Annotated in this window: 18 protein-coding genes; 10 read left to right on the top strand and 8 right to left on the bottom strand. The window is 72.2% G+C overall.

Going from position 1 to position 23743, the window contains the following annotated elements:
• Nucleotides 1-3: 3 nt before the first annotated feature.
• From ABZY13_RS29585 to ABZY13_RS29555, 7 genes are all read right to left on the bottom strand, one after another.
• Nucleotides 4-1053 (bottom strand): BMP family ABC transporter substrate-binding protein, encoded by a 1050-nt coding sequence (locus tag ABZY13_RS29585; protein ID WP_356636116.1) that lies wholly within the window; start codon nucleotides 1051-1053, stop codon nucleotides 4-6.
• Nucleotides 1054-1360: 307 nt separating this feature from the next.
• Nucleotides 1361-2407: a BMP family ABC transporter substrate-binding protein gene (locus ABZY13_RS29580; protein WP_356636114.1), complete on the bottom strand. Its 1047-nt coding sequence runs from the start codon at nucleotides 2405-2407 to the stop codon at nucleotides 1361-1363.
• Between the two features lie 318 nt (nucleotides 2408-2725).
• Nucleotides 2726-3958: a M20 family metallopeptidase gene (locus ABZY13_RS29575; protein WP_356636168.1), complete on the bottom strand. Its 1233-nt coding sequence runs from the start codon at nucleotides 3956-3958 to the stop codon at nucleotides 2726-2728.
• Nucleotides 3959-4401: 443 nt separating this feature from the next.
• Complete coding sequence (locus ABZY13_RS29570) at nucleotides 4402-5466, bottom strand: hypothetical protein (RefSeq protein WP_356636112.1); 1065 nt, start codon at nucleotides 5464-5466, stop codon at nucleotides 4402-4404.
• A 70-nt stretch (nucleotides 5467-5536) separates the two neighbouring features.
• Complete coding sequence (locus ABZY13_RS29565) at nucleotides 5537-6475, bottom strand: N-acetylneuraminate synthase family protein (RefSeq protein WP_356636111.1); 939 nt, start codon at nucleotides 6473-6475, stop codon at nucleotides 5537-5539.
• 14 nt (nucleotides 6476-6489) lie between these two features.
• The gene (locus tag ABZY13_RS29560; protein ID WP_356636109.1) at nucleotides 6490-7752 is read right to left on the bottom strand and encodes an N-acylneuraminate cytidylyltransferase; all 1263 of its coding nucleotides are present in this window, start codon (nucleotides 7750-7752) and stop codon (nucleotides 6490-6492) included.
• A gap of 41 nt (nucleotides 7753-7793) precedes the next feature.
• On the bottom strand, nucleotides 7794-9140 hold the full coding sequence (locus tag ABZY13_RS29555; RefSeq protein WP_356636107.1) for a DUF6716 putative glycosyltransferase: 1347 nt from the start codon (nucleotides 9138-9140) through the stop codon (nucleotides 7794-7796).
• A gap of 197 nt (nucleotides 9141-9337) precedes the next feature.
• Between ABZY13_RS29555 and ABZY13_RS29550 the strand changes: the two genes are divergently transcribed.
• The 10 genes from ABZY13_RS29550 to ABZY13_RS29505 all read left to right on the top strand — a co-directional run bounded on the left by ABZY13_RS29550 (nucleotide 9338) and on the right by ABZY13_RS29505 (nucleotide 22902).
• Complete coding sequence (locus tag ABZY13_RS29550) at nucleotides 9338-10324, top strand: glycosyltransferase family 2 protein (protein WP_356636105.1); 987 nt, start codon at nucleotides 9338-9340, stop codon at nucleotides 10322-10324.
• Complete coding sequence (locus tag ABZY13_RS29545) at nucleotides 10324-11655, top strand: alpha-2,8-polysialyltransferase family protein (protein WP_356636103.1); 1332 nt, start codon at nucleotides 10324-10326, stop codon at nucleotides 11653-11655. The genes ABZY13_RS29550 and ABZY13_RS29545 overlap by 1 nt, the downstream gene beginning before the upstream one ends.
• A gap of 504 nt (nucleotides 11656-12159) precedes the next feature.
• Nucleotides 12160-13425, top strand: a complete 1266-nt coding sequence (locus tag ABZY13_RS29540; RefSeq protein ID WP_356636101.1) for a hypothetical protein — start codon at nucleotides 12160-12162, stop codon at nucleotides 13423-13425.
• Entirely contained in the window at nucleotides 13422-15638 is a 2217-nt protein-coding gene (locus ABZY13_RS29535; RefSeq protein ID WP_356636099.1) for a polysaccharide pyruvyl transferase family protein, read from the top strand. Before ABZY13_RS29540 ends, ABZY13_RS29535 begins: the two co-directional genes overlap by 4 nt.
• Nucleotides 15639-15761: 123 nt before the next feature.
• Complete coding sequence (locus ABZY13_RS29530; RefSeq protein WP_356636097.1) at nucleotides 15762-16727, top strand: glycosyltransferase family 2 protein; 966 nt, start codon at nucleotides 15762-15764, stop codon at nucleotides 16725-16727.
• Nucleotides 16728-16730: 3 nt separating this feature from the next.
• A complete protein-coding gene (locus ABZY13_RS29525) occupies nucleotides 16731-18083 on the top strand; it encodes a polysialyltransferase family glycosyltransferase (protein ID WP_356636095.1) in 1353 nt (450 codons plus the stop codon).
• A gap of 85 nt (nucleotides 18084-18168) precedes the next feature.
• Nucleotides 18169-19251 carry an acyltransferase gene (locus ABZY13_RS29520; protein ID WP_356636093.1) on the top strand — a complete coding sequence of 361 codons (1083 nt, stop codon included), beginning with the start codon at nucleotides 18169-18171 and terminating at the stop codon, nucleotides 19249-19251.
• Between the two features lie 259 nt (nucleotides 19252-19510).
• Nucleotides 19511-20437 carry a class I SAM-dependent methyltransferase gene (locus ABZY13_RS29515; RefSeq protein WP_356636091.1) on the top strand — a complete coding sequence of 309 codons (927 nt, stop codon included), beginning with the start codon at nucleotides 19511-19513 and terminating at the stop codon, nucleotides 20435-20437.
• Nucleotides 20438-20589: 152 nt separating this feature from the next.
• Nucleotides 20590-21768, top strand: a complete 1179-nt coding sequence (locus ABZY13_RS29510) for an acyltransferase (protein WP_356636089.1) — start codon at nucleotides 20590-20592, stop codon at nucleotides 21766-21768.
• A gap of 195 nt (nucleotides 21769-21963) precedes the next feature.
• The gene (locus tag ABZY13_RS29505; protein ID WP_356636087.1) at nucleotides 21964-22902 is read left to right on the top strand and encodes a class I SAM-dependent methyltransferase; all 939 of its coding nucleotides are present in this window, start codon (nucleotides 21964-21966) and stop codon (nucleotides 22900-22902) included.
• Nucleotides 22903-22926: 24 nt separating this feature from the next.
• Here the strand turns inward: ABZY13_RS29505 and leuE are convergent, their stop codons facing one another.
• The gene (gene leuE / locus ABZY13_RS29500) at nucleotides 22927-23574 is read right to left on the bottom strand and encodes a leucine efflux protein LeuE (protein WP_356636085.1); all 648 of its coding nucleotides are present in this window, start codon (nucleotides 23572-23574) and stop codon (nucleotides 22927-22929) included.
• Nucleotides 23575-23743: the final 169 nt, after the last annotated feature.

Raw genomic sequence — 23743 nt, 5'->3', positions numbered from 1 at the left:
CGGTCAGCTGCTCCTGACCTTGATCTCGCCGCTGGTGATCTTCTCCTTGGCCGTCTCGATGGCTTCCTGGAGCTCGGCATCGTCCGCGAACTCGGGGTGGGAGTCCGAGAGGCCGACCTCGCCCGACTTCAGATCGCCCCTGACGATACCGGTCTCGGGCTTGCCGTCCTCGACCGACTTCGCCAGGTTGTAGACCGCCTTGGCGACGTCCTTCATCGCCGAGGTGAGGATGGAGTCCTTGTACTTGGCGAGGGCTTCCTGCCGGTACTGGTCGGAGTCGACGCCGATCGCCCACACCTTGTTGGCGGCGGCCGCCTCGATCACGCCCTGACCGGACAGACCGGCCGCCGCGTACACGACGTCGGCCTTCTTCTCGATCTGGCCCTCGGCGGCGGTCCTGCCCTTGTCCGGGCTGGAGAAGCCGCCCTCCTCCGCCGTCTGGGTGAGGTACTGCGAGAGCACCTTCACCTTCGGGTCGGTGTCCTTGACGCCCTGCTCGAAGCCCGCCTGGAACTTGTGGATCAGCGGGATGTCCACGCCGCCCACGAAGCCCACGACGTTCGTCTCGGTGCTCTTGGCGGCGGCGACGCCGGCCAGGTACGAGGCCTGCTCCTCGGAGAAGACCAGGTCCGCGACGTTGTCCGCCTCGACCGTGGAGTCGTCCACGATGCCGAAGGTGGTGTCCGGGAACTCGGCCGCGGCCTCCTTGACGGCCGGCGCGTAGGCGTAGCCGACGCCGATCACCGGGTTGTGGCCCTGGCGGGCCAGCGACATCAGGCGCTGCGCCTTGTCGGCGTCCGTCTCGCCCTCGGTGGGCTCGACGTCGGCGGTCTCGTAGCCGAACTCCTTCTTCGCCCGCTCCAGGCCCGCGTACGCGGCGTCGTTGAAGGACTGGTCGCCCTTGCCGCCGACGTCGTACGCGATGGCGAGGCCCTTGTCGCCCTTCGACTCCGAGGACGTCCCCTCGGTGGAGGTGCCGCCGCAGGCGGAGAGGGTGAGGGCGAGGGATGCGGTCGCTGCGCCTGCGACCGCGAGGCGGGAAACCCGGCGCATGTGTGGTGCTCCTGTCGTACGGGATCGCCAAGCGCGGGACGGATTGCGCCGACGCTGGCTTCGCCGCAGATTAACGCGCGTAGACCTCCCCGGAAAACCCTTCTGTCCACCTTGTTATGCGCCCGTGGCCAACGCCACTCCGAGCCGTGGCCGGGGGGTTGCCGGGTGCGAACGAGAGGTGGCGGTGGGTGATTTCCGAGGGGTTCCCTTTGCGTGCCCGCCCGCCAAGCGGAACGGGCGGGCGCCGGTGTGGCGCCCGCCCGTTCCGGCGGTTGTGCACAGGACCCGAGGGGTCCTTGGCGAGGGACTACTCCGTCTTCACCGTGATGGAGCCGTCGATGATGCCTTCCTTCGCCTTGTTCACGGCGTCCTGGAGGCCTTCGATCTCGGCGAACTTCGGGTTGCTCTCGGCGAGGCCGACGCCGTTCACCTTCAGGTCGAAGGTCTGGGTGCCGGTCAGCGGCTTGTCGTCCTGGACGGACTTGGCCAGGGCGTACACCGCGCCGCCGACGTCCTTGAGGGCGGAGGTGAGGATGTAGTCCTTGTACGCCGCGAGGGCTTCCTGCTGGTACTGGTCGGAGTCGACGCCGATCGCCCAGACCTTGGCCTTGGCGGCGGCCTCGATGACGCCCTGACCGGACAGGCCGGCCGCCTGGTAGACGACGTCGGCCTTCTTCTCGATCTGGCCCTCGGCGGCGGCCTTGCCCTTGTCGGGGCTGGAGAAGCCGCCCTCCTCCGCGGTCTGGGTCAGGTACTGAGAGACGACCTTGACCTTGCCGCCGCTGGTGTCCTGGACGCCCTGCTGGTAACCGGCCTCGAACTTGTGGATCAGCGGAATGTCCACGCCGCCCACGAAGCCGACGGTGTTGGTCTTGGTGGCCTTGGCGGCGGCGACGCCGGCCAGGTACGAGGCCTGCTCCTCGGCGAAGACCAGGGAGGCGACGTTCTCGCCCTCGACCACGGAGTCGACGATGCCGAAGGTGGTGTCCGGGTAGTCCTTGGCCACGGCCTCCATCGCGGGGCCGTAGGCGAAGCCGACGCCGATGACCGGGTTGTAGCCCTGCTTGGCGAGGGAGGCCAGACGCTGTTCCTTGTCGGCGTCGGTCTCGCCCTCGGTGGGCTCGATGTCGGCGGTCTTGTAGCCGAACTCGTCCGCGGCCTTCTTCAGGCCGGCGTAGGCGGCGTCGTTGAAGGACTGGTCGCCCTTGCCGCCGATGTCGTACGCGATGGCGAGGCCGAGGTCTTCCTTGCCCTCGCCGCCGCCCTCACTGCTGGTGCCGCCACAGGCGGTCGCCGCCAGCGCCAGCGACGCGACCCCCACCGCGACGCGGGTCAGTTTGGATATCCGACGCATCTGAAGTTTCCCCATTCTCAGCAGCCCCGCAGTGGGTGCTCGGTTCGGCGCACATTAACGCGCGTAGACACTCCTGGGAACGGGGTTCTGCGTGGCCGTTATCCATTCGTGCCGATGGCCGGTTACGGGCTCGTGAACCACCGTCTCGAAAGGTGTGCATGGGACACGCATCCCCTGCGTCCCTCACTCTGCGTACATCTGCGAACCACGCTCCCCCGGCTGCTCGCGCGGCGCAACCGGGCCGTGGCGGAAGGGGTACCCGGCCCGGCGCGTCCCTACCGCCCCGCTCCTTTCGCGACCGCCCCGCTCTCGTCGCGCCTATCGCGCGTCCAGCAGCGCGGCGGCCGTGAACAGCTCCACACCGACCCGGATGGCGGACTCGTCCACGTCGAAGTCACCCTGGTGCAGGTCGCGCGGGGTCAGCTCGCCGGGCGCGCGGACGCCGAGGCGGGCCATCGCGCCGGGCACCTGCTGGAGGTACCAGGAGAAGTCCTCGCCGCCGAGGCTCTGCTCGGTGCCCTCGACCGACTCGGGGCCGCGGCGGGCGGTCATGGCCTCGCGCAGCAGTTCGGTGGTGCGGGACTCGTTGACGACGGGCGGGACGCCGCGGACGTAGGTGATCTCCGACTTGGCGCGGTGCAGGCCGGCCACCTCGTCGACCGCCGCGTGGACGACGTCGGGGGCCTGGCGCCAGGCGTCGATGTCCAGGCAGCGGACCGTGCCGGACAGCTCGGCGTGCTGCGGGATGACGTTGGGGGCGTGCCCGGACTCGATGCGGCCCCAGGTCAGCGCCAGTCCGCTGCGGGTGTCGACGCGGCGGGCGATCAGCGCGGGCACGTCGGTGACCACGCGGGCGACGGCGGTGACGAGGTCGGTGGTGAGGTGGGGGCGGGCGGTGTGGCCGCCGGGGCCGTCCAGGGCGATCTCGACGCGGTCGCAGGCCGAGGTGATGGGGCCCTCGCGCAGGCCGACGCGGCCGGCGTCGACGCGGGGGTCGCAGTGCACGGCGACGATGCGGCCCACGCCGCGCAGGGCGCCGTCCTCGATGGCGGCGACGGCGCCGCCGGGCAGGACCTCCTCGGCGGGCTGGAAGATCAGCCGGACCGGGCGGGGCAGCAGCCCCCGCCGGTGCAGGTCGGCGAGGACGAGGCCGGTGCCGAGGACGACGGTGGTGTGGACGTCGTGGCCGCAGGCGTGCGCGCGGTCGGGCACGGTGGAGCGGTACGGGCAGTCCGTCTTGGCGTCCGGAATGGGCAGGGCGTCGATGTCGGCGCGCAGGGCGAGCATGCCGGGGCCGTCGGTCCATTCGGCGTCCGCCTCGAGACCGACGTCACAGATCAGTCCGGTGCCGCCGGCCAGCACGCGCGGCTTGAGGCCCGCCTTCTCCAGGCGGCCCTTGATCGCGGCGGTGGTGCGGAACTCCTGGTTGCCGAGTTCGGGGTGCATGTGCAGGTCGCGGCGGAAGGCGACCAGCTCCGCGTACAGCGCGTCGGGCAGCTCGCCCGGCAGCACGGTTTCCACGACTCGGTCGGCGTCGGACTCCAGTGACATCAGTTGCTTCACCCTCTGAAGGGTAGGACGCCCGGCCGGCCAACTGTCCCGAGATCAACGAACTTCAGCCCGTCGGGCGAAGAAAACCTGGCCGGCGGACGCGTAGGCGTCGGTCGGAGTGGGTAAAATCGGGCGGCTTCCGCGCGGAGCCGCGGTCGGGATCGACCCACTCCTCCACGCATACCACGCCCCACCCCTCCCACGCGCATCCGTTCGGCCGACGGATGCGTCACACACGGCTCGGCTCACCGGTGGCGTGCGGGCGTCGCGTGTGCCGTGTCACGTCGCGCACGACACGGCACGTGTCCGGCACGCGGGTCGCAGGACGCGCGTCACAGCGCCCGGGTCGCACCGAGCGCAGGGCCGTGCGTCACGCCCTGCGGCCGGCCGTGCGTCACGCCCCGCGTCCCGCCGCCGCGGCCGTCGTCCCGGGAGCCCCCGCGTCAGACCGCCCGCACCGCCGAGAGCCGGTGCACGTCGCGCGCCGTGTCCGTCACCCCGTTCAGGAACCCCTGCGCCCGGGGCGACGCCGTGTGGGTGAGCCACTGGGGGTCGATGTCGCAGACGGCGACCCGCACGTCCGTGCCGGCCAGCGCCAGCGGCAGGGTGTGGACCACCGTGGAGGGAAAGCTCAGAATCGTCCGTCCGACCGGGCCGCGGCGGGCGATCAGCTCCAGCGGGAGGTCGGGGCGGACGACCTCCAGGCCGGTCTCCAGCGCCAGCCGGTGCAGCTTCTCGGTGCTCTCCCGGCGATGCGCGAAGTAGCGGCGCGCGCCGTGCGTCCTGGCGAGGGCGCCCACCGCCTCGATGTAGCGGTCCACGTCCACCACCCCCGTCTCCACCAGCGACGTGCCGACCATGTCGGCGCCCCTGGTGATCCGCGGCGGCCCGAAGCGGGCGCGGGTCCAGGAGAAGTCGTTCGCGGTGACCGTCACCCCGTCCGGCGCCTCCTCGATGGGCATGGAGGAGAAGATGCCGACCCGGCGGGCGGCGCCCGGGGTCAGCCGGCGCCGGGCCGCGGAGGACACCGGCGCGAACAGCAGGTCGCGCGGGCCCTGCCGGCGCCCCTTGCGGTGCCAGCGCACGAGTCGCTCGCCGCGGGCCAGCTGGGTGACGAACTCCATGGTGGCCGTGCCGTCGTCCACGACGACCAGCTCGCGGGCGCGCGTGATGGTCAGCAGCAGTTGCACGTAGCGGGAGAACGGATCGCCCATGACGATCCGTTCCGCCCGCCGCAGCAGCCCCACGAGGCCCCCGATCGTCCGGAAGGGAGCCGACGCGCCGCCGCGCGCCTCCTCCCAGCGGACGTCGCAGCCCTCCCGCCGCGCCAGCTCCGCCATCCGGCGCAGCTGCCCGCGGGTCATCGGGTCGACGGGCGAGAGGACCACCAGCGTGAGCCCCGCACCGGGCGCGTGGACATGCGCCCACTCCAGCACGTTCAGCAGCTGTACCGGACTCTCGACGAAGGCGAGAGACGTGGGGCCGGCATTCCCGGCGCGGGGGCTCATCGGCGTACGACCGTCCCGTGGTAGGGCGTTGTGGGGTTGTGGTGGTGCGTCAGACCCGGATCGGACCGGATCAGACCTGGACGGGCTCGCCCGCGGCCGCGGCGATCTCGGCCTCGGCGACGACGCCCTGGACGCGGCGCAGCTTCTTCATCGGGCCCAGCTCGGACTCGTAGACCTTCTTGACGCCGTCGCCGAGGGAGGACTCGATGATGCGGATGTCGCGGACGAGGCGCGCGAGGCCCTGCGGCTCCACGGAGGCGGCCTGGTCGGAGCCCCACATCGCGCGGTCGAGGGTGATGTGGCGCTCGACGAAGGTGGCGCCGAGGGCGACGGCGGCGAGCGTGGTCTGCAGGCCGGTCTCGTGGCCGGAGTAGCCGATCGGGACGTTCGGGTACTCCTTCTCCAGCGTGTTGATCACGCGGAGGTTCAGCTCCTCGGCCTTGGCCGGGTAGGTGGAGGTGGCGTGGCAGAGCAGGATGTTGTCGCTGCCGAGGACCTCGACCGCGTGGCGGATCTGCTTCGGCGTCGACATGCCGGTGGAGAGGATGACCGAACGGCCGGTGGCGCGCAGCGCCTTCAGCAGCTCGTCGTCGGTGAGGGAGGCGGAGGCCACCTTGTGGGCGGGGACGTCGAACTTCTCCAGGAAGGCAACGGCCTCGGTGTCCCACGGCGAGGCGAACCAGTCGATCCCCTTCTCCTTGCAGTACGCGTCGATCTGGCGGTACTCGTCCTCGCCGAACTCCACGCGGTGGCGGTAGTCGATGTAGGTCATCCGGCCCCAGGGGGTGTCGCGCTCGATGTCCCACTGGTCGCGCGGGGTGCAGATCTCGGGCGTGCGCTTCTGGAACTTGACCGCGTCGCAGCCGGCCTCGGCGGCGACGTCGATGAGCTTGAAGGCGTTCTCCAGCTCGCCGTTGTGGTTGATGCCGATCTCGCCGCAGATGTAGACGGGCTTGCCGGGGCCGACCTCGCGGGTACCGAAGGTGCGCAGGCGGGAGTTGGTGCTCATGGCAGGAACTTTCCTTAACTGGTGAGGGGGTCGAGAGAGTCGAGAGAGGGTCCGAGGATCCAGCCGGCGATCTCTCGGATCGCGCCGTCGCCACCGGGGAGGGTGGTGACCGCGCGTGCGGCGCCGCGTACGACGTCGTGGGCGCTGGCGACCGCGACCGGCCAGCCGACGAGCGCGAAGCACGGCAGGTCGTTGACGTCGTTGCCGGCGTAGAGCACGCGCTCCGGCGCGATGCCCTGTTCCTCGCACCACTGCTTCAGCGCGAGGTCCTTGCGGTCGACGCCGTGCAGGACCGGGATCTTGAGCTTCCGGGCCCGGGCGGCGACCACCGGGTTCTGTTCCGTGGACAGGATGAGCAGCTTCAGGCCGCTGCGCCGGAGGGCAGCGATGCCGAGGCCGTCCCCGCGGTGCACGGAGACGAACTCCCGTCCGTCGGCGTCGATCGACACCCGGTCGTCCGTCTGGGTGCCGTCGAAGTCGAGTACGACCGCGTCGATGTCGTCGGCGGTCGGCAGGGCGCCGGGGCGGTCCGCGTCGAACAGCGGCGCGAGGGCCCGGGCGCGGGCGAGGTCGTGCGGGTCGTCGATCTCCAGCACCCGGGCGGGGTCGGTGCGGACGAGTTCGGTACGGCCGAAGAAGCGGTGCTGGTGGGTGCGGAAGCCGGCCGCGTCCATCGCGTAGGCGGCGCCGGTCTCCAGCAGGTCCTGGGGGCGGTCCTGGCGGCGGGGGCGGAACGACTTGTCGTGGTTGATGCCGTAGCCGCCGGAGTGTCCGGCCGCCTCGCCCTCGGCGGCCTCGCCGTCGGCGTCGCGCCAGATGAAGCCGTGGAAGGGGGCGACGGTGACGGCCGTGTCGGCGCCGTTCTCGGCGACCGCGGCGGCGACGCCGTCGACGTCCTCGCGGACCAGGAACGGGCTGGTGCACTGGACGAGCAGGACCACGTCGACCGGGGAGCCGTGCAGCGCCTCGTGGGCGTCCATGGCGTGCAGCACGGCGGCCTCGGAGGTGGCGGTGTCCCCGGCGATGGCGGCGGGGCGCAGCACGACCTCGGCGCCGGCCGCGCGGGCGGCGGCGGCGATCGCCTGGTCGTCGGTGGAGACGACGACGTCGGTGACCAGCCGGGAGGCCAGGCACTCGCGGACCGCGCGGGCGACCAGCGGCACGCCGCCGACGGGCGCGAGGTTCTTCGCGGGCACGCCCTTGGAGCCGCCGCGCGCGGGGATCACCGCGAGCACGCGGCGCACCGTCGCGCCGTGGCCCGCTTCCGGGTGGGACATGGTCTGGACTCCTTGACGTGCGTGTTCGGGGAGTGTGCGGCTCACAGCTCCCCCATCCGCCGGATGACGGGCGCGACCCGCTGGACGCCGTGCCGGTAGGCGCCGCGTGCGGCGCGGCGCACTATCTGCCGGACGGGGCCGGGCTCCCTGTCGTGGGCGGGGGCGCCCGGCAGCGGGGTGCCGTCGGGGCCGAGGTGGTGGCGGGCGAGGATGCCGGGCAGATAGCCGGGGGCGGTCGCCGGGGTGTAGTACGGCGTCAGCGGCGGCAGTCCGCCTGGCTGGCCGAGCAGCTTGGCGATCCGCTCGCGGGCGGCGTCGAAGGCCGTCTCGTAGGTACCGTCGGCGGCGACGCCCTGCCGGGCGACCCAGTCGGCGTCGGGCACGGGGCGGTGGCCCTCGTCGAGCCGGTCCCAGGAGGCGAGGCAGCCGGAGCCGACGAAGTGGTGGTTGCCGAGCACCTCGCGCACGCCGAGGTCGGTGAGGACGACGGTGGGGATGCTGCGGTGCAGGGACTCGAGGGCGGCGGTGGAGCTGACGGTGACCAGCAGGTCGGTGCGGTCCAGGACCTCGCCCATGTTGCCGTACACCAGGTGGAAGTTGGACGGCAGGTCGTGACGCTGCGCCAGCTTCTGGTACGGCAGTTCCTCGATGTGGGTGGTGTGCTCGCCGGGCTTGGACCGGAGCTTGAGCAGCACCTCGCGCTCGGGGTGCAGACGCGCGTGCTGCACCAGGCGGTTGAGCAGGTAGGTCCGGTCCCTGCGGGTGTCCGGGACGGAGGGCTGGGCGGCGAAGACGACCGTGTAGGGGTCGTGCTCGCCGGTGTACTTCGCGCCGCCCAGGAACGGCAGTGCCACCTCGGTGACCGCGGAGGAGTCGGCGCCCACTCCGTCGTACACCGCGCGGAAGCGTTCGGCGTCCTGGCGGGAGTTGGCGAGGACCAGGTCGGCGCCGTGGCGCAGCAGCAGTCCGTCGGCGAGCTTCTCGTAGACCACGCCGACGTAACCGGTGACGACGACGGGCCGGTGCGGCCGGTCCTCCCACACCCGCTTCAGGCCGTGCAGCATCGCCTGCACGCCGCCCCCGACGAGGGAGAGCACCAGCACGTCGTAATCCTCCTGCGCCATGGTGCGCAGGAATTCGACGGCGGTGACCTCCTTCAGGGAATCGGCGCGCACGCCCACCTCGGCCAGCTGCCGGGGCGTCGGCGTGGCCCGGCCGCGCAGCAGAAAGCCGTCCAGCACGGGGGCGACTTGCGTCGCGCCGTCCGCTGCGGCTTCCATGGTCGGGCCCGGAACGATGCGTTCCGCGGTCAGCGCACCCCATTTCCACCGGGTGTCCGAATCCGCGAGTACGGCGATCCGCGTGGGCTTCGTTGTACTTGATGGCACACCCAAGACGCTAGTCCCGATTCCTAGTTACAGCCCAACCCCGTCTCAACGAAAAGTTAACAGAAGCCCACCGAGAGCCGAACCGGCTCGCGCGAGCCCAGGAAGTACACGGGATGCACCGTACCGACACACCCAGTTCACCCTCCGTACCCCGAATGGAAAGTTCCGCATCCGGGCCCCCTTCTAGGCTTTCGCAGGTGCCAAAGCTTTCCGTGATCGTGCCGTTCTACAACGTCCAGCAATACGCCCCGGACACCCTGAGAAGCCTGCGCGCGAATGCCCGGCCGGACTTCGAGTTCGTGCTGGTCGACGACCGCTCGAAGGACGAGACGCCGGCCATTCTCGAACGCGGGGCCGAGGAACTCTCCGACGTCGCACAGGTGCGCTATATCCGGCGAGAGGAAAACGGAGGACTCGCCACCGCCCGCAACACGGGCCTGGACGCGGCCCGGGGCGAATACCTGACCTTCCTCGACGGCGACGACTGGCTCGCGCCGGGCTATCTCGAACAGCTGGTGACCGCGCTGGAGGAACTGGGCTGCGACTTCGTGCGCACGGACCATGTGCGGGCCACCGCGCGGGCGCGCAGCGTGCACCGCGCCCCGGTCGGCCTGCGCGGCGAGGTGCTCAGCCCCCGTGAGGCGATCCTGCCCTTCGACCGGACCACGTCCGTGGACTACCCCTACGCCTGGGCGGGCGCCTATCACCGCCGGCTGCTGGACAAGGGGCTGCTGCACTTCACCGACGGACTGCGCACGGCCGAGGACCGGCCGTGGATCTGGAAGCTGCACCGCGAGGCCGAGTCGTTCGCCGTGCTGAGCCTGCTCGGCGTGTTCTACCGCCGCGGCGTGGCCGGCTCCCTCACCCAGATCGGCGACGTGCGCCAGCTGGACTTCATCCGCGCCTTCGACCAGGTCGTCGACGAGACGGCCGCCGACCCGGAGGCGGAGCGGCTGCTGCCGAAGGCGGTGCGCACCTACTGTGCGATCATCGCGCACCACCTGTCGGAGATCGACAAGTTCGAGCCGGCCGTGGCCAAGCAGCTGCGCATCATGAGCGCGGCGGCCATGAAGCGGATGCCGCAGGACGCGCTCGGCGAGGTGCTCGACACGATGGACCTGCGGCGCGCCGCCAAGCTGCGGCGGCTGCGACGAAGGATCACCCCGGCGAAGGCGGCTGCCTGATGTCCCGTACGACCCAGATCTTCTGCGTCTCGACGCTGTTCGGCGCCGCCACCCTGGCCGCCGCGATCGACTCCGAGCGCTTCCCGGACGCGGACCGCCGGATCCTGCTGGTGTGCAACAACGCCGCGAACCCGGAGACCACCCCGTCGGTGGACGTGATGCCGGGCTTCGCCACCCTGCGCGACCGCTTCGACGACGTCGTCTCCTTCAACGAGGCGATCCGCCCCTTCCATCCGGGCGCCTGGTCGCCGCGCTCGGACGACCTCCCGCTGTTCGAGCGCTATCTGCGGCTGCTGTGGAACCTGGGCGACGGCCGGGTGGAGCTGGTGCTGGAGTCCATCCAGGTCAACCCTGCCCTGGCCGTGGCGCAGGTCTTCACCGGCGCGCCCGTCGACGTCTACGCCGACGGGCTGATGAGCTACGGCCCCACCCGCAACAAGCTCGACCCGCTGATCGGCACCCGGGTGCGGCGGCTGCTCCACCTGGACCTGGTGCCGGGACTGACCCCGCTGCTGCTCACCGAGTTCGGCGTGCCGGCCGAGGTGGTGCCGACCGACGCCTTCCTGAAGGTGATGAGCGCGCTGACCGGCACCGCGGAAAACCTGCCCGCGCTGCCCGCCGACGCGGCCCTGCTGCTGGGCCAGTACCTGTCCGCGCTGGGCATCCTCTCCCCCGAGGAGGAGGAGGAGCTGCACGTCAGGATGTTGAGGGGCGCCGCCGCGCGCGGCCACCGCGCGGTCGTCTTCAAGCCGCACCCGACCGCGCCGCCCCGCTACAGCCGCGCCCTGGAGACCGAGGCGGACCGGCTCGGCGTGGAACTGACGGTTCTGGACACCCCGGTGCTCGCCGAGGTGCTGTTCGAGAAGGCGCAGCCGGCGCTCGTGGCCGGCTGCTTCTCCACCGCCCTGTTCACGGCGTCCGCGCTCTACGGCCTCCCGGTCGCCCGCATCGGCACCGAGCGCCTCCTGGACCGGCTCACGCCCTACCAGAACAGCAACCGCGTCCCGGTCACCCTGGCCGACGCGCTGCTGCCCGACCTGGAGCGGCCCGAGGGCGAGGAGCCGCTCGACGGCGAACTGCTCGGCGCGCTGCTGCCCGCGGTCGGCTACACGATGCAGCCGCAGGTCCAGCCGGCCCTGCGCCCGGCGGCGGAGGCGTTCCTGTCCGAGCACCTCGGCCCGCGCACCCGGCGCTACTTCAAGAAGCGCCGGCTCACCGCGCTCGGCCTGCCCGGCGGCATCCCGGAGCGGCTGTCGTTCCTGCCGCACAACTCGACGGCCCGCCGGGTGGCACGGCGGGTGAAGGCGCTGAAGAAGGCGGTACGGCGCTGACGGAGCCGTCCGGCACGGGGCGCCGTGCGGCGGGGCGCCGTGCCGGACGGCCGAGTCGCCGGACGGCCGGGCCGGATGGCCGGGCCGGACGGCCGACAGGCCACCCGGCACCGTCCCGAAGGACCGCGCCGGACGATCGGCCGGACAACTGCGCCGGACGGTCGTAACCGGCCCTGCGCCCGAGTGCCTCGCCCCAGCGACCTCCCGGTGAGGGGATGCGAGGGCTCGTCCGTGGGGCGTGCCCGGGCAGGGTCGGCGGTGAGGGGGCCGTGGGGGCGCGCCGGTGGAGCGTGCACGGAGCCGGCCGGCAGGCGGGCGCGAGGGCTCCGCGGTGAGCCGCGGGCGGCGGGGCGCCGTCCCGCGTCGTCGTCACCGCCCTCACCTTCATCACCCGAACTGACTACCTATTCGCGGGTGACTGTTCACCCACTGTCCACCCGGAAGCCACTCGCGAACCCTCGTCCTGGGGCACATTCGGCCTCCGATCGGAGGACGGTGGAACGCATGACGAACCCCCTGGCGGGATTGTTCAAGGCTCGGCAGAAAGAGGCCGCCAGGCTGGACCTGTTCGCCCGGAGCGTGCGCGTGTGCGGCGAGTACCTCACCGCGCGGGGCGACCGGCCCACATCCCGGCAGACCCGGCTCACCCAGGCCATCGGCGCCTTCGCCACCTCTCTCGACTCCCCCTCGGCCGACCCCTTCGACGCCCTGCTGCAGGTCGGCGAGCGCGCGCTGGAGGCCGGCGGGGACGGCTCGCTGGACCTCGCGCTGAACGTCGCCGAGACGTCCACCCGGATACGGGAGCGCTCCAAGGGCGCGTGGCGGCTGCGGGGGCTGGCCCTCGACGGGCTCGGCCGCGGGGACGAGGCCATGGAGTGCTACGAGCGCTATCTCACCCTGCTCCAGGGCGGCAGCCCCGCCGAGGAGGTCGCCCGCCGGATGGACACGCTGCGGCGCCGCCGGGCGTGCCTGGAGGAGGCCGTCGCGCTCTTCCCCGGCGCCGCCGCGGCGCTGCGCGAGCTGATCGCCGGGCCCGCGTCCACCACGGCGGCCGTCGAGGCGGAGTTCGCCGCCTACGTGCGCGCGCGGGTGGCCGAGCACGGCCCGGGCGACCCGGGGGTGCGGCGGCTGCTGGAGCTGTACGGCTCCTACCGGCGGCTCGTCGAGCGGGCCGGGATGCCCGACCCCCTGCTCGGCGGCGGCACCCCGATCGGCGTCACCGGTCTGCGCGGGCTGCTGGCGGGGCGGTCGGTGGTCGTGGTCTCGGGGGCGCAGGAGATCGCCGCGAGCACCCTGGGCGCCGACATCGACGGCTACGACGTGGTGGTGCGCTGCGACTCCTTCCGCCTGCGTCCGGAGGGCACCGGCGAGCGCACGGACGTGCACGCCGTCACGCTGCGGGGCGACGCCCCGTGGGAGGGGCCGGGCTGGTCCCAGCAGGCCGGGGTCCGGCTGGTGTTCGGCGACCCCGCCGCCGCGTGGCGCCGGGCCGCCCGGCAGCGGCTGGTGCCCGGAGCGCAGCACCACGTCGGCGACGCCTCCCTGCGCCGGCCCCTGACCGATCCGGCGCTGCTGGGCGAGACCGGCTGGGAGCCGGCGACCAGCACCGCCTTCACCGTCCTGCGGCTCCTGGACTTCCTGGATGTCACCCCCCGCCTGGACCTCATCGGCTTCGACCGGCCCGGCCGGCTGCGGCCGAAGGAGGCCGAGTGGGTACGGGAACGCGCGCAGCACGTCGACGACAGCAAGATGAGGATCGCCCTGCGATGACCCACTCCTTGGCGGACGACCGGAGCACCGTCACCGGCAGGCGCCGGATCGCCTTCGCCGTCCACACCGACCGGGACGGCCTGTCCGCCCTCCCCACCCTGCTGCGCAGCCTGGCGCTGACCAACCCGAACGTGTGCGAGGACTTCGTCGTCCTGCACCCGGGGCTGCCCGACGCCGAGTTCGACGCGCTGCGCCGGCTGCACCCGCGCGTGGTCGCGCGCCGGGCGGACGGCCGCGCGGACGTCTTCCGGCTGGAGGGCTACGACACCGTCGTCGCCCTCGGCCCCGACATGGTCGTGCTCGGGGACATCGGCGGTCTGCTGCGCCTGCGGCACGGGGTGGGCGCCGTACGGCAGGTGCTGTGGGACGGCGAGGGCGGGGAGCGGCGCGCGGTGCTGCCGGACGGCCTCCTGGTCGTCCAGCGCGCCGACGTGGACGACGCGACGGCGGACCGCATAGCCGCCGGCGCCGGTCTCGAGGAGGCGCTCGGGGACGTGCTGACCCCGCTCGACGCCCGGTACGACTTCCTGACCCGCCGGCTCCACGACGACACGCCGGTGCCCGGAAACGTCGCGGTGCTGCGGTTCACCGGCCCGTTCGACGAGCCCGGCTACGGCCCGGCCACGGAGGCCCGCCGGCGTTTCGAGCTGAGCGACGAGGAGTTCCGGGCCGCCTACTGCGCCCTGCGCGGCGGCAAGCACCCCGATCTGCTGGCGCACTGCGCGCCGCCCCTGCTCGCGGCGCGCCCCTCCCTGGACCTCGCCCGCACGGTCGCCGACGTCTACCGGCGGCAGGGCCGCTACGACGAGGCCGTCGACGTCCTCGCCCCGGTCGTCGGGGACCGGCTGGACGCGCCGCGCTGCCAGGAGACGCTCGGCCTGTGTCTGATGGCGCTGTCGCGCTACGACGAGGCCGAGGCGCGGCTGCTCCTGGCGGCGGCCTCCCCCGACGTCGCCCCGCGTGCCTTCGCCCAGCTCGCGCGGCTGGCCTGGCTGTGCGGCCGGGAGGAGGACGCGCACGCCTACGCCCGCGAGGGCCTGGACGCCGACCCCACCGACGGCGGCTGCCACAGCTGGTACGTCCGCACCCGCGCCGAGGGCCGTACGGCGCCGAAGGCGGCTCCGCCCGGGGAGCAGCTCGCGCACGTGGCGCTGTTCGCCGAGGGCCAGGAGAACGCGGGCGACAAGGTGCTGCCCGAGGCAGTGCGCATGTGCTTCGACGCCGACACCGGCCCGCGGCGCTGGTACCAGCAGCCGGTGCACCGGCTGGTCGACGAGGCGGCGCTGGAGCAGCTCAACGCCCGGCGGGGCGTGATCGTGGGCGGCGGCGGCCTGTTCCTGCCGGACACCTCCCCGAACGGCAACAGCCACTGGCAGTGGAACATCCCGGACGACGTCCTGACCCGGATCACCACGCCGCTGGCGGTGTTCGCGGTCGGCTACAACGTGTTCGACGGGCAGACCTACCGCCGAGCCCGGTTCGCCGAGAGCCTGCGGGTGCTCGTCGAGCGGTCGGCGTTCTTCGGACTGCGCAACCACGGCTCGATCGAGCGGGTTCGCGAGCTGCTCCCCGAGGAGCTGCGGGACCGGGTGCGCTACCAGCCCTGCCCCACCACGGTCGCCCGCCACCTCGACCCCGGCCGGTTCGAGGGCCTGGAGCGGGACGACAGCGTCCTGGTCAACTGCGCCTACGACCGCGCGGGCCTGCGGTTCGGCCACGACTACGGCCACTTCCTGGCCCAGATGGCGACCGCGCTGCGGCAGTTGCGGGCGCGGGCCGACGTCCGGTACGCGGCCCACATGCCCGCGGACGAGAAGTTCGTGCACGACCTGCGCCGGGAGCACGGCCTGAGCCTGCCCGTGGAGCAGCTCTACGACATGTCGAACAACGGGATCCGCGCCCTGTACGGCCGGTCGCGGCTGGTGATGGGCATGCGCGGGCACGCCGGGATGATCCCCTTCGGCTGCGGCACGCCGATCCTCAGCCTCGTCTCCCACCCGAAGCTCGCCTACTTCCTGTCCGACATCGGGCGCGAGGAGTGGGGACTGTCGGTGCACGACCGGGAGCTGGGCCCGCGGCTGGCGGAGCGCGCCGCCGCGATCCTCGACGACCACGAGGCCGCCGTGGCGGACGTGCACAGCGCGCAGAAGTACCTGTGGGACATCACCCGCGCGAACATCGACGAGCTCCAGCAGACGTTCGGACGAGTGTGATCCATCGGCAATTCACCTGCGCTTTGAACGGAATTCACCTCTCCGCGCCCAGGGTGACACTGTCCCCTCCGTGAGCGTCGTTAACCTGTTCCAATCTCCAACCTTCTAGCGTGAGAGGCCCACGTGCCCAAACTGTCCGTCGTCGTCCCCATGCACAATGTGGGAGCGTTCGCCGAGAGCACACTGCGAAGTCTCGCCAACAACGCGGACCCCGACTTCGAGTTCCTGCTCGTCGACGACTGCTCCACGGACTCCACGCCATGGGCGATCGACCGGTGGGCGGAAGAGCACCCGAACGCGCGGGTGATACGGCACGAGAAGAACATGGGCATAGCCCAGGCCCGCAACAGCGGCATCGACGCCGCCGAGGGCGACTTCATCACCTTCCTGGACGGCGACGACTGGTACGCCCCGGGCCACCTGGCCCAACTGGTGGCCGCGATCGAGGAGTTGGGCTGCGACTTCGCCCGCACCGATCACGTCCAGGCCACCGGCACCGACCGGGTGATACGGCGTCCTCCGGCGCCCGTGCGCAACACGGTGATGGATCCGCGCGACTGCATCGCGCCGGCCGACATGGAGACCATGGTCGACTACCCGTTCGTCTGGGCCGGGATCTACCGCCGGCGCCTCTTCGACGACGGCGGCATGCGTTTCGCGACCGAACTGCGCACGGCCGAGGACCGGTTGTGGATCTGGCGCCTGCACCTGAAGGCGAAGACGTTCGCCTCCGTCGGCCTGCACGGAGTGTTCTACCGGCGGGGCGTGGCCACCTCGCTCACCCAGATCAAGGACTCCCGGCAGCTGGACTTCATCCCGGCGTACGACGCGCTGCTGCAGGACGTGCTGAAGGACCCGGAGTCCGACCGGTTCCTCCTCAAGGCCGTCCGGACGTACTGCGCCATGATCGCCTTCCACATCGGCAAGGCGGGCGAGTACGAGGCCTCGGCGGCCCAGCGGCTGCGGCACGAGGCGCGGGCCGCCCTCCACCGCATGCCCGAGCAGGCGCTGGAGGAGACCCTCAGAACCATCGACAGCACTCGGAGCAGGTTGCTCAGCCGCCTGCGTGACGGGCGGAAGGCTGCCTGATCCATGCCCCACAAGACCCAGATCTTCCAGGTCTCGACCCTCTACGGAGCGGCCACCCTCGCCGCGGCCCTCGACGCGGGCCTGTTCGGGCCGCGCGACGGCGCCCGGCGCGTCCTGCTGGTCTCCAACAACGCCGCCATACCGGAGACCGCCCTGCGCCTGGACGAGATGCACGGCTACGGGCCCATATCCGGCCGCTTCGACTCGGTGGTCAGCTGGAACGAGGCGATCAGCCCCTACCACCCCAGCGCCTGGGGCCCGCGGGGCAACGACACCCCGCTGTGGCAGAAGACGTTCCGGCTGCGCTGGGGCATCGACGAGCGGGACCTGATCGAGCTGGCCGTCGAGTCGATCCAGGTGAACCCGGCCCGCGCGCTGGCGGCGATCTTCTCCGAGGCCGCCATCGACGTCTACGCCGACGGTCTGATGAGCTACGGCCCGACCCGGGAGAAGCTGCCGCTGACCATCGCGCGCCGCATCCGCCGGCTGCTCCACCTCGACCTGATCCCCGGGCTGCGGCCCCTGCTGCTCTCCGAGTACGGCGTCGAGCCCAAGGTCGTCCCGGACGACGCGTTCCGCGGCGTGCTCGACGAGGTCTCCCGCGACGCGGCGGACGACCCGCGCCTCGCGCCGGTGCTCGAGGAGAGGCCGACGGCCGTCCTCCTCGGCCAGTACCTCGCGGCGATCAACATCCTGAGCGCGAAGGAGGAGGAGGACCTCCACGTCCGCATGCTCACCGGGGCCGCGCGCGCCGGCCACCGCTCCGTCGTGTTCAAGCCCCACCCGACGGCGCCCGCGAGCTATTCGGCGGCCCTGAGCAAGGCGGCGGCCGACGCCGGCGTCCGGCTCACCGTCCTGGACGCGCCGCTGCTCGCCGAGACGCTGTACCACCACTGCCGCCCCGAACTCGTCGTCGGCTGCTTCTCCACGGCGATGGTGACCGCCTCCGCCTACTACCGGGTGCCCGTCGCCCGGGTCGGCACCGCACTGGTGATGGGCCGTCTCAAGCCCTACCCGAACAGCAACCGGGTGCCGCTGGCCATCGTCGACCACCTGGTGCCCGACCTGGAGCGGGGGGAGAGCCCGGCTCTCGTCGGCACCGCGCCCGGCACGCTGTCGCCGCTGGTGCGGGCGATCGGCTTCTGCATGCAGCCCAAGACGTACGCCAGGCTGCGGGACTCGACGGCCGCCTGGCTGCGGAGCAACCTGGCGAACAGCCCCGGCTACTACTTCCCCGAGCTGCGGCTCGCCGAACTGGGCCTGCCCGGCACCCGCCCGCGGGCGCGGGCGCGGATCCGGGTCACGCGGGCCAAGCGGGTGGTGCGCCGGGCGGTACGGCGCGGGACCAAGAAGTGAACCGCCGCCGACCGTCGGGTTTCCGGCCATGACGAATCAACCCCCTTTTCAACTCCCGTACACCGAACACCATGAGAGTGACGCGGTGCCGAACGACATAGCCGTCAGCCTGCCGCAGCAGGGCAGCTCCCCCTCCGGACAGAGCCCCGCACCGCGGGAGCACCGCCCCGACATCGACCTGATGCGGCTGATCTGTTCCGCGACGATGATGCTGGGGCACACGGGCGCCCAGTTCATCGTCGCCACGGGCAACGATCCGGACAACGGCTCGGGGTCGTACTGGGTGGGACATCTGGCCGAGGCGGTCAACCCGTTCGCCGTCCCCATGTACTTCGCCATCGCCGGCTGGGCGGTGCTGGTCGGCGCCCCGCCGCGGGACAGCGCCCGGATGTGGCAGCGGATCGTGCGCAACGTCGTCCCGCTCTTCGTGTGGACGGCGATCTACCTGGTCTGGTCCTGGCTGCGGAACCGCAACGACGAGCCCGTCACCGAGCTGGCGGTCGACTCGCTGTTCGCCTCGGTGCAGCCCGCCTACCACCTGTGGTTCCTGTACGCCTACATCCCCGTGATCATGCTGCTGGCCTTCGTGGTGCTGATCAAGGCGGGGAAGCGGCCCTGGAGTCTCGGCGCCGCGCTGTTCGCCGTCGCGGTTCTGCCCAGCGTGCTGACCACCGTCGGCGAGGTGACGGACCGGGAGATGCCCGACTTCGCCTGGGGATTCGGCACGTACTCGGTGGTCTACGCGGTCGGCGGCGCGCTGCTGTTCGCCCTGCCGGCCGGGACCCTGCGCCGGCGCTGGCCGCTGGTCGCGCTGCTGCCGCTCACCATGGCCGGGGTGCTCTGGTACCACACGCAGATCCACTACGTGGCGCCCAACGCCCACCTGTTCGTGGGGACCATGACCATCTGCGTGCTGCTGCTGGTCAGCAGGGTCCGGGTCCCCGAGAGGCTGCGGCCGCTGCTGCGGAAGCTGGCCGGAGCGGCGCTCGGCGCGTACATGGTGCACGTGCTGTTCCTCGAGGAGATCGCCGCCCGGGCGATCTCCGCCGACCTGAGCGCGCCGGTGGCCGGGCTGCTGCTGATCGGACTGCTGGCGCTGGTCATCACCCTGTCGTACGCCACCAGCCTGCTGTGGGGCAGGCTCAACCTGCGGCGGCTGCTCGGCTGACCGGCTCCGGCGCCCCGCACCGCGCACGCGCCCCGCGCAGGCCCTGTCCCCGTCCCGGGCGGGGCCTGCGTGCGTCCGGCGCCCTCCGCCCTCCCGGAACAACAGGACGATTCCGTTCCGTCACACCGAGTTCGCCATTTGTTCGCTCTTCCCTCTACCTTGCGCCCCTTCCCCTCGGGGTAGGCGCCCCTAGCCTGTCCCCATCCCGCGAGCCGCATCACTCTCACTCGACTTCCGATGGATTGAGGTCTCCGGTTACATGAATCGCCGTCCCCTGCTCACCAGTTCGGCTTCCCGGCGTCTGTTGCGCCCGGTCGCCGACATCATCGACCAGCGCATCGAGCGGCGGATCCGCTCGGCGGCCAAGGCGGACAACGCGGAGAGGGAACGACTCCGCGAAGCCGTCGACCTGGTGAAACGCCATCAGCTCACGCTCGACCTCCTGCTCGACAACCGCGGCCGCGGTCTCTCCCGGATCGTGAGCGCCGGCCCGCTGGAGCGCCTGCAGAAGGAAGTGGCGGAACTGGCCGGCGACCGCGAGGCCGCCGTCCGCAACGTCGCCACCGCCTACCGGCTGCTGATCGCTCTGGAGTCGCTCGGCGTCGGCCGGATCGCCGGCGGCACCATGAACATCTGCGGCAAGCTCGGGACGATACCCCTGCTCGACCCGCCGAACGACGAGATACTCGAGATCGGCACGCTCTACGGCATGTTCTCCGCCGGCCTGATCCGGATGCTGGAGCGCGACGGCCGCAGCCCGAGCGTGACGATCGTCGACCCGTTCGCCGGCGTGCAGCTGCAGCCCGGCACGCCCCAGCGCCCCGACCCGTCCGGCGCCCCCGTCGACGAGCACGCCGTGCGCACCAACCTCTCCCTGGCCGGCCCGGCGGGCGTGGCCGCCCGCATCAAGCAGGGCTTCTCCGAGGACCCCGAGACCCGCGCGGCCGTCTCGGACCGCCAGTACGGCGTGATCATCGTCGACGGCGACCACTCCGCCGAGGGCGTGGCCAAGGACCTGGAGTGGGCCGAGCAGATCGCCGCCCCGGGCGCGATCGTGGTCCTCGACGACTTCGGCGACCCGAAGTGGCCCGGCATCAAGGAGGCGCTGGACAAGCACCTCGCGGGCGACACCCGCTTCACCTACCTCGGCAAGGCGTCGCTGTCCGCGTTCCTGCGCGCCGCCTGAGCCGTCCGTCCCCGAATTCGGGGGACGGCGTGAACCTCCTGTGGCGGGTGGTGTCACAGCGCTTCGAAGGACCCTCGTGGGGTTATGACGGTGGGGGCGTCCTCATACCGGGGGCGTCCGGCCAGTAACCGGATCCTGCGAGGTGTTCGAGTGTGATCGAGACGGCCGTCAGCCCCGCCCGGCCCCAGTCCGCCGCCCCTGCGCCCGCCGGGGCGCGGGACGCCGCCGCCCCTCCCCGCGCGAGAGCCGGCGGCGGCAGGCTGCGCCCCCTGGACGGGCTGCGGCTGCTGGCGGCGCTGATGGTGGCCGTCTACCACTACGCCGGACGGGGCGGCGAGGTCACCCGTGCGTGGGGTTCCTCGCCGAAGGATCTGTTCCCGTCGCTGCACGTGTGGGCCGCCTACGGCTGTCTCGGCGTGCAGGTGTTCTTCGTGATCAGCGGGTTCGTCATCTGCATGAGCGGCTGGCGCCGTCCGCTGAGGTCGTTCTTCGCCTCCCGGGCGGCACGGCTGATGCCCGCCTACTGGGTGGCCGTCCTGCTGGTGACGGCCGTGTTCGCGCTGCCCGGCGTGGTGTACGAGGCGGTGTCGCCGAGCGAGGCGCTGCTGAACCTGACGCTGCTTCAGCAGCCGCTGGGAGGCGACCGGGTGCTCGGCGTGTGCTGGACGCTGTGGGTGGAGATCCGCTTCTACGCCCTGTTCGCGCTGTTCGTCGTGGCGCCGGGCGCGAACCGGCGGCGGGTGGTGCTGTTCTGCGCGGTGTGGACGCTCGCCGCGGCGATCGCGACGGCGGCCGAGGAGCCGCTGCTCGACCTCGTCGTGATGCCGGAGCACGCCCCGCTGTTCATCGGCGGCATCGGCATGTACCTGCTGCACCGCGACCGGCGGGACGCCCTGGCCTGGGGGATCGTGGCGGTGAGCTGGCTGACCGGGCAGCACCAGGCGGTGCAGAGCCTGTGGCACGGCCGCGGCGCGGAGCACTTCTCCTACCGTTCGGCGTCCGTGATCGCCCTCGTCGTCACGCTGGGCTTCCTCGCGGTCCTCGCGGTCGCCCTCGGCCGGCTGCGCCGGGCCGACTGGCGGTGGCTGACGACGGCGGGCGCGCTGACGTACCCGTTCTACCTGGTCCACGAGCATCTGGGCTGGGTGGTCATCGACGCCCTCCACCAGGGCCTCGGCGTGCCGCCCGCCCTGACGCTGGCCGCCACCGTCGCGGTGATGCTGATCCTCGCGTGGCTGTTCAACCGGTTCGTGGAGCGGCGGGCGACACCGTGGCTGCGCCGGTCGCTGGCCGCCCCGGCCGGGAAGCCGCGGGTCAGGACGGGGCCCTGACCGCGAGGCCCCCGGCGCAGACGGGCGTCTTCGGGCGGCAGTTCGGCGTTCGTCCACTTGTCGTCATCATCGGGAGTGAACCCTGCGGGGAATCCGCCCGGTGCGCACCCGTGTGCCCGTTCGGGGCGCTTCCATCGGGCAGGCTGAGGGGCGACCGTGACCGAAATCCCCCCATCGAGAAGGTGCTCCCCTTCCATGACCACTGCACACGAGGCGCCGCCGCGGCCCCGCCGGCTGGACGACGTCCGGGGCTGGTTCCCGGTACTCGACCAGGTCCTGTTCGACTGGTTCCTGAACCGGCAGGAGGCCGCCGGAGTCCGCGGCGACCTGCTGGAGATCGGCGTCTTCATGGGCCGCAGCGCGATCTTCACGGGCCGTCATCTGCGCCCGGGCGAGCGTTACACGGTGTGCGACCTGTTCGAGGGCGACGCCCCGGACGACGCCAACCGGGCGGAGTCGACGAAGTCGTACAGCGCCCTCACCCGTGCGGTCTTCGAGGCCAATTACCTCTCCTTCCACGACGAGCTGCCCCGCATCCTCCAGGGCCCCAGCTCCCTGGTGCCCGGCGCGGTGGCCCCCGGCTCCTGCCGCTTCGCGCACATCGACGGCTCCCACCTGTACGAGCACGTCCACGCCGACATCGGCGCCGCCCGGGACGTGCTCCAGCCCGACGGCATCGTCGTCCTGGACGACTTCCGCTCGGAGCACACGCCCGGCGTCTCGGTCGCGGTGTGGGAGGCCGTGCTGACCCGGGGGCTGCGTCCCGTCTGCCTCAGCACGCAGAAGCTGTACGGCACCTGGGGAGACCCCGGCCCCGTGCAGGAGGAACTGCTCGCCATGGCGCGCGGGCGGGACGACTGCCACCTGAGCGTGCAGCAGGCGGCCGGTCACCGCCTGATCCGGCTCAAGTCCAAGAAGGAGATGAGGGCGCCGGACTTCCCGCTGTCCCGGTACGCCGACGACCCGGAGTCGATCCCCGAGCAGGCGGCGTTCCCCGGCCGCCCGGTCTCCGCCCCGGCCGCCGTCCGCCCGGCGGCTCGCCGCCGGAGCCTGGCCCGCCGGGTCGCCGTCGACCTGCTGCCCCCGATCGTCACCCGGACCATCGCCCGTACCAGGCGCCCGGCGTCCCGCTGAGCCGCGCCCCGCCCGCCGCGGGCGCTACGCGCCGGCCAGCGTCAGCTTCGCCGCGAAGCCCAGGAACAGGACGCCCGCCGCCGACGTCGCCCCCGCCGACAGGCGCTGGCGGCGGCGGAAGGCGGCGGCCAGCCGGGTGCCGCCGAATATCAGCGCGCTGAGGTAGAGGCCGCTCGCCAGCTGCGCGAACGTCCCGAGCACCACGAAGGACAGCGCGGGGTGGGCGTAGTGCGGGTCGACGAACTGCACGAAGAAGGCGACGAAGAACAGGATCGCCTTCGGGTTGAGCAGGCTGATCACCAGCGCCCGCCGGAACGGCCGCTCGTCGGCGGCGCCGGTCTCGGCGGGCGTCGCCCCGGCGTCGCCGCGCGCCCGCCACATCGCCACCGCCGCCCGCAGCAGGCCTATCGCCAGCCAGGTCAGATAGCCGGCGCCCGCGAACTTCACGATGCCGAACAGCACGGCGTTCGCCTGGAGCAGCGAGGCCACGCCCGCCGCCGACAGCGTCATCAGCACGGCGTCCCCGCACCACACGCCCGCCGCGCCCGCGTAGCCCGCGCGCACCCCGCGCCGGGCGGCCACGGAGAGCACGTAGAGGGAGTTGGGACCGGGCAGCAGGACGATCAGGACGAGGCCCGCCAGATAGGTGGGGAGGTCGATCACACCGAACATGGAAGGGAGTGTCGCACGAGGGTCCGACACTCCCCTTCCCGCCCGTGGTCAAAAGGCGTCGGAGGGGACGTAGGTGCCCCAGACCTCGCGGAGCGCGTTGCAGACCTCGCCGACGGTGGCCCGTGCGCGCAGGGCGTCCTTCATCGGGTAGAGGACGTTGTCCTCGCCC

Source organism: Streptomyces sp. NPDC006610 (genome assembly GCF_040611575.1).
Classification (GTDB): Bacteria; Actinomycetota; Actinomycetes; order Streptomycetales; family Streptomycetaceae; genus Streptomyces.
The sequence above is the reverse complement of the archived record's forward strand: the minus strand, read 5'-3'. Positions and strand labels throughout refer to the sequence as shown.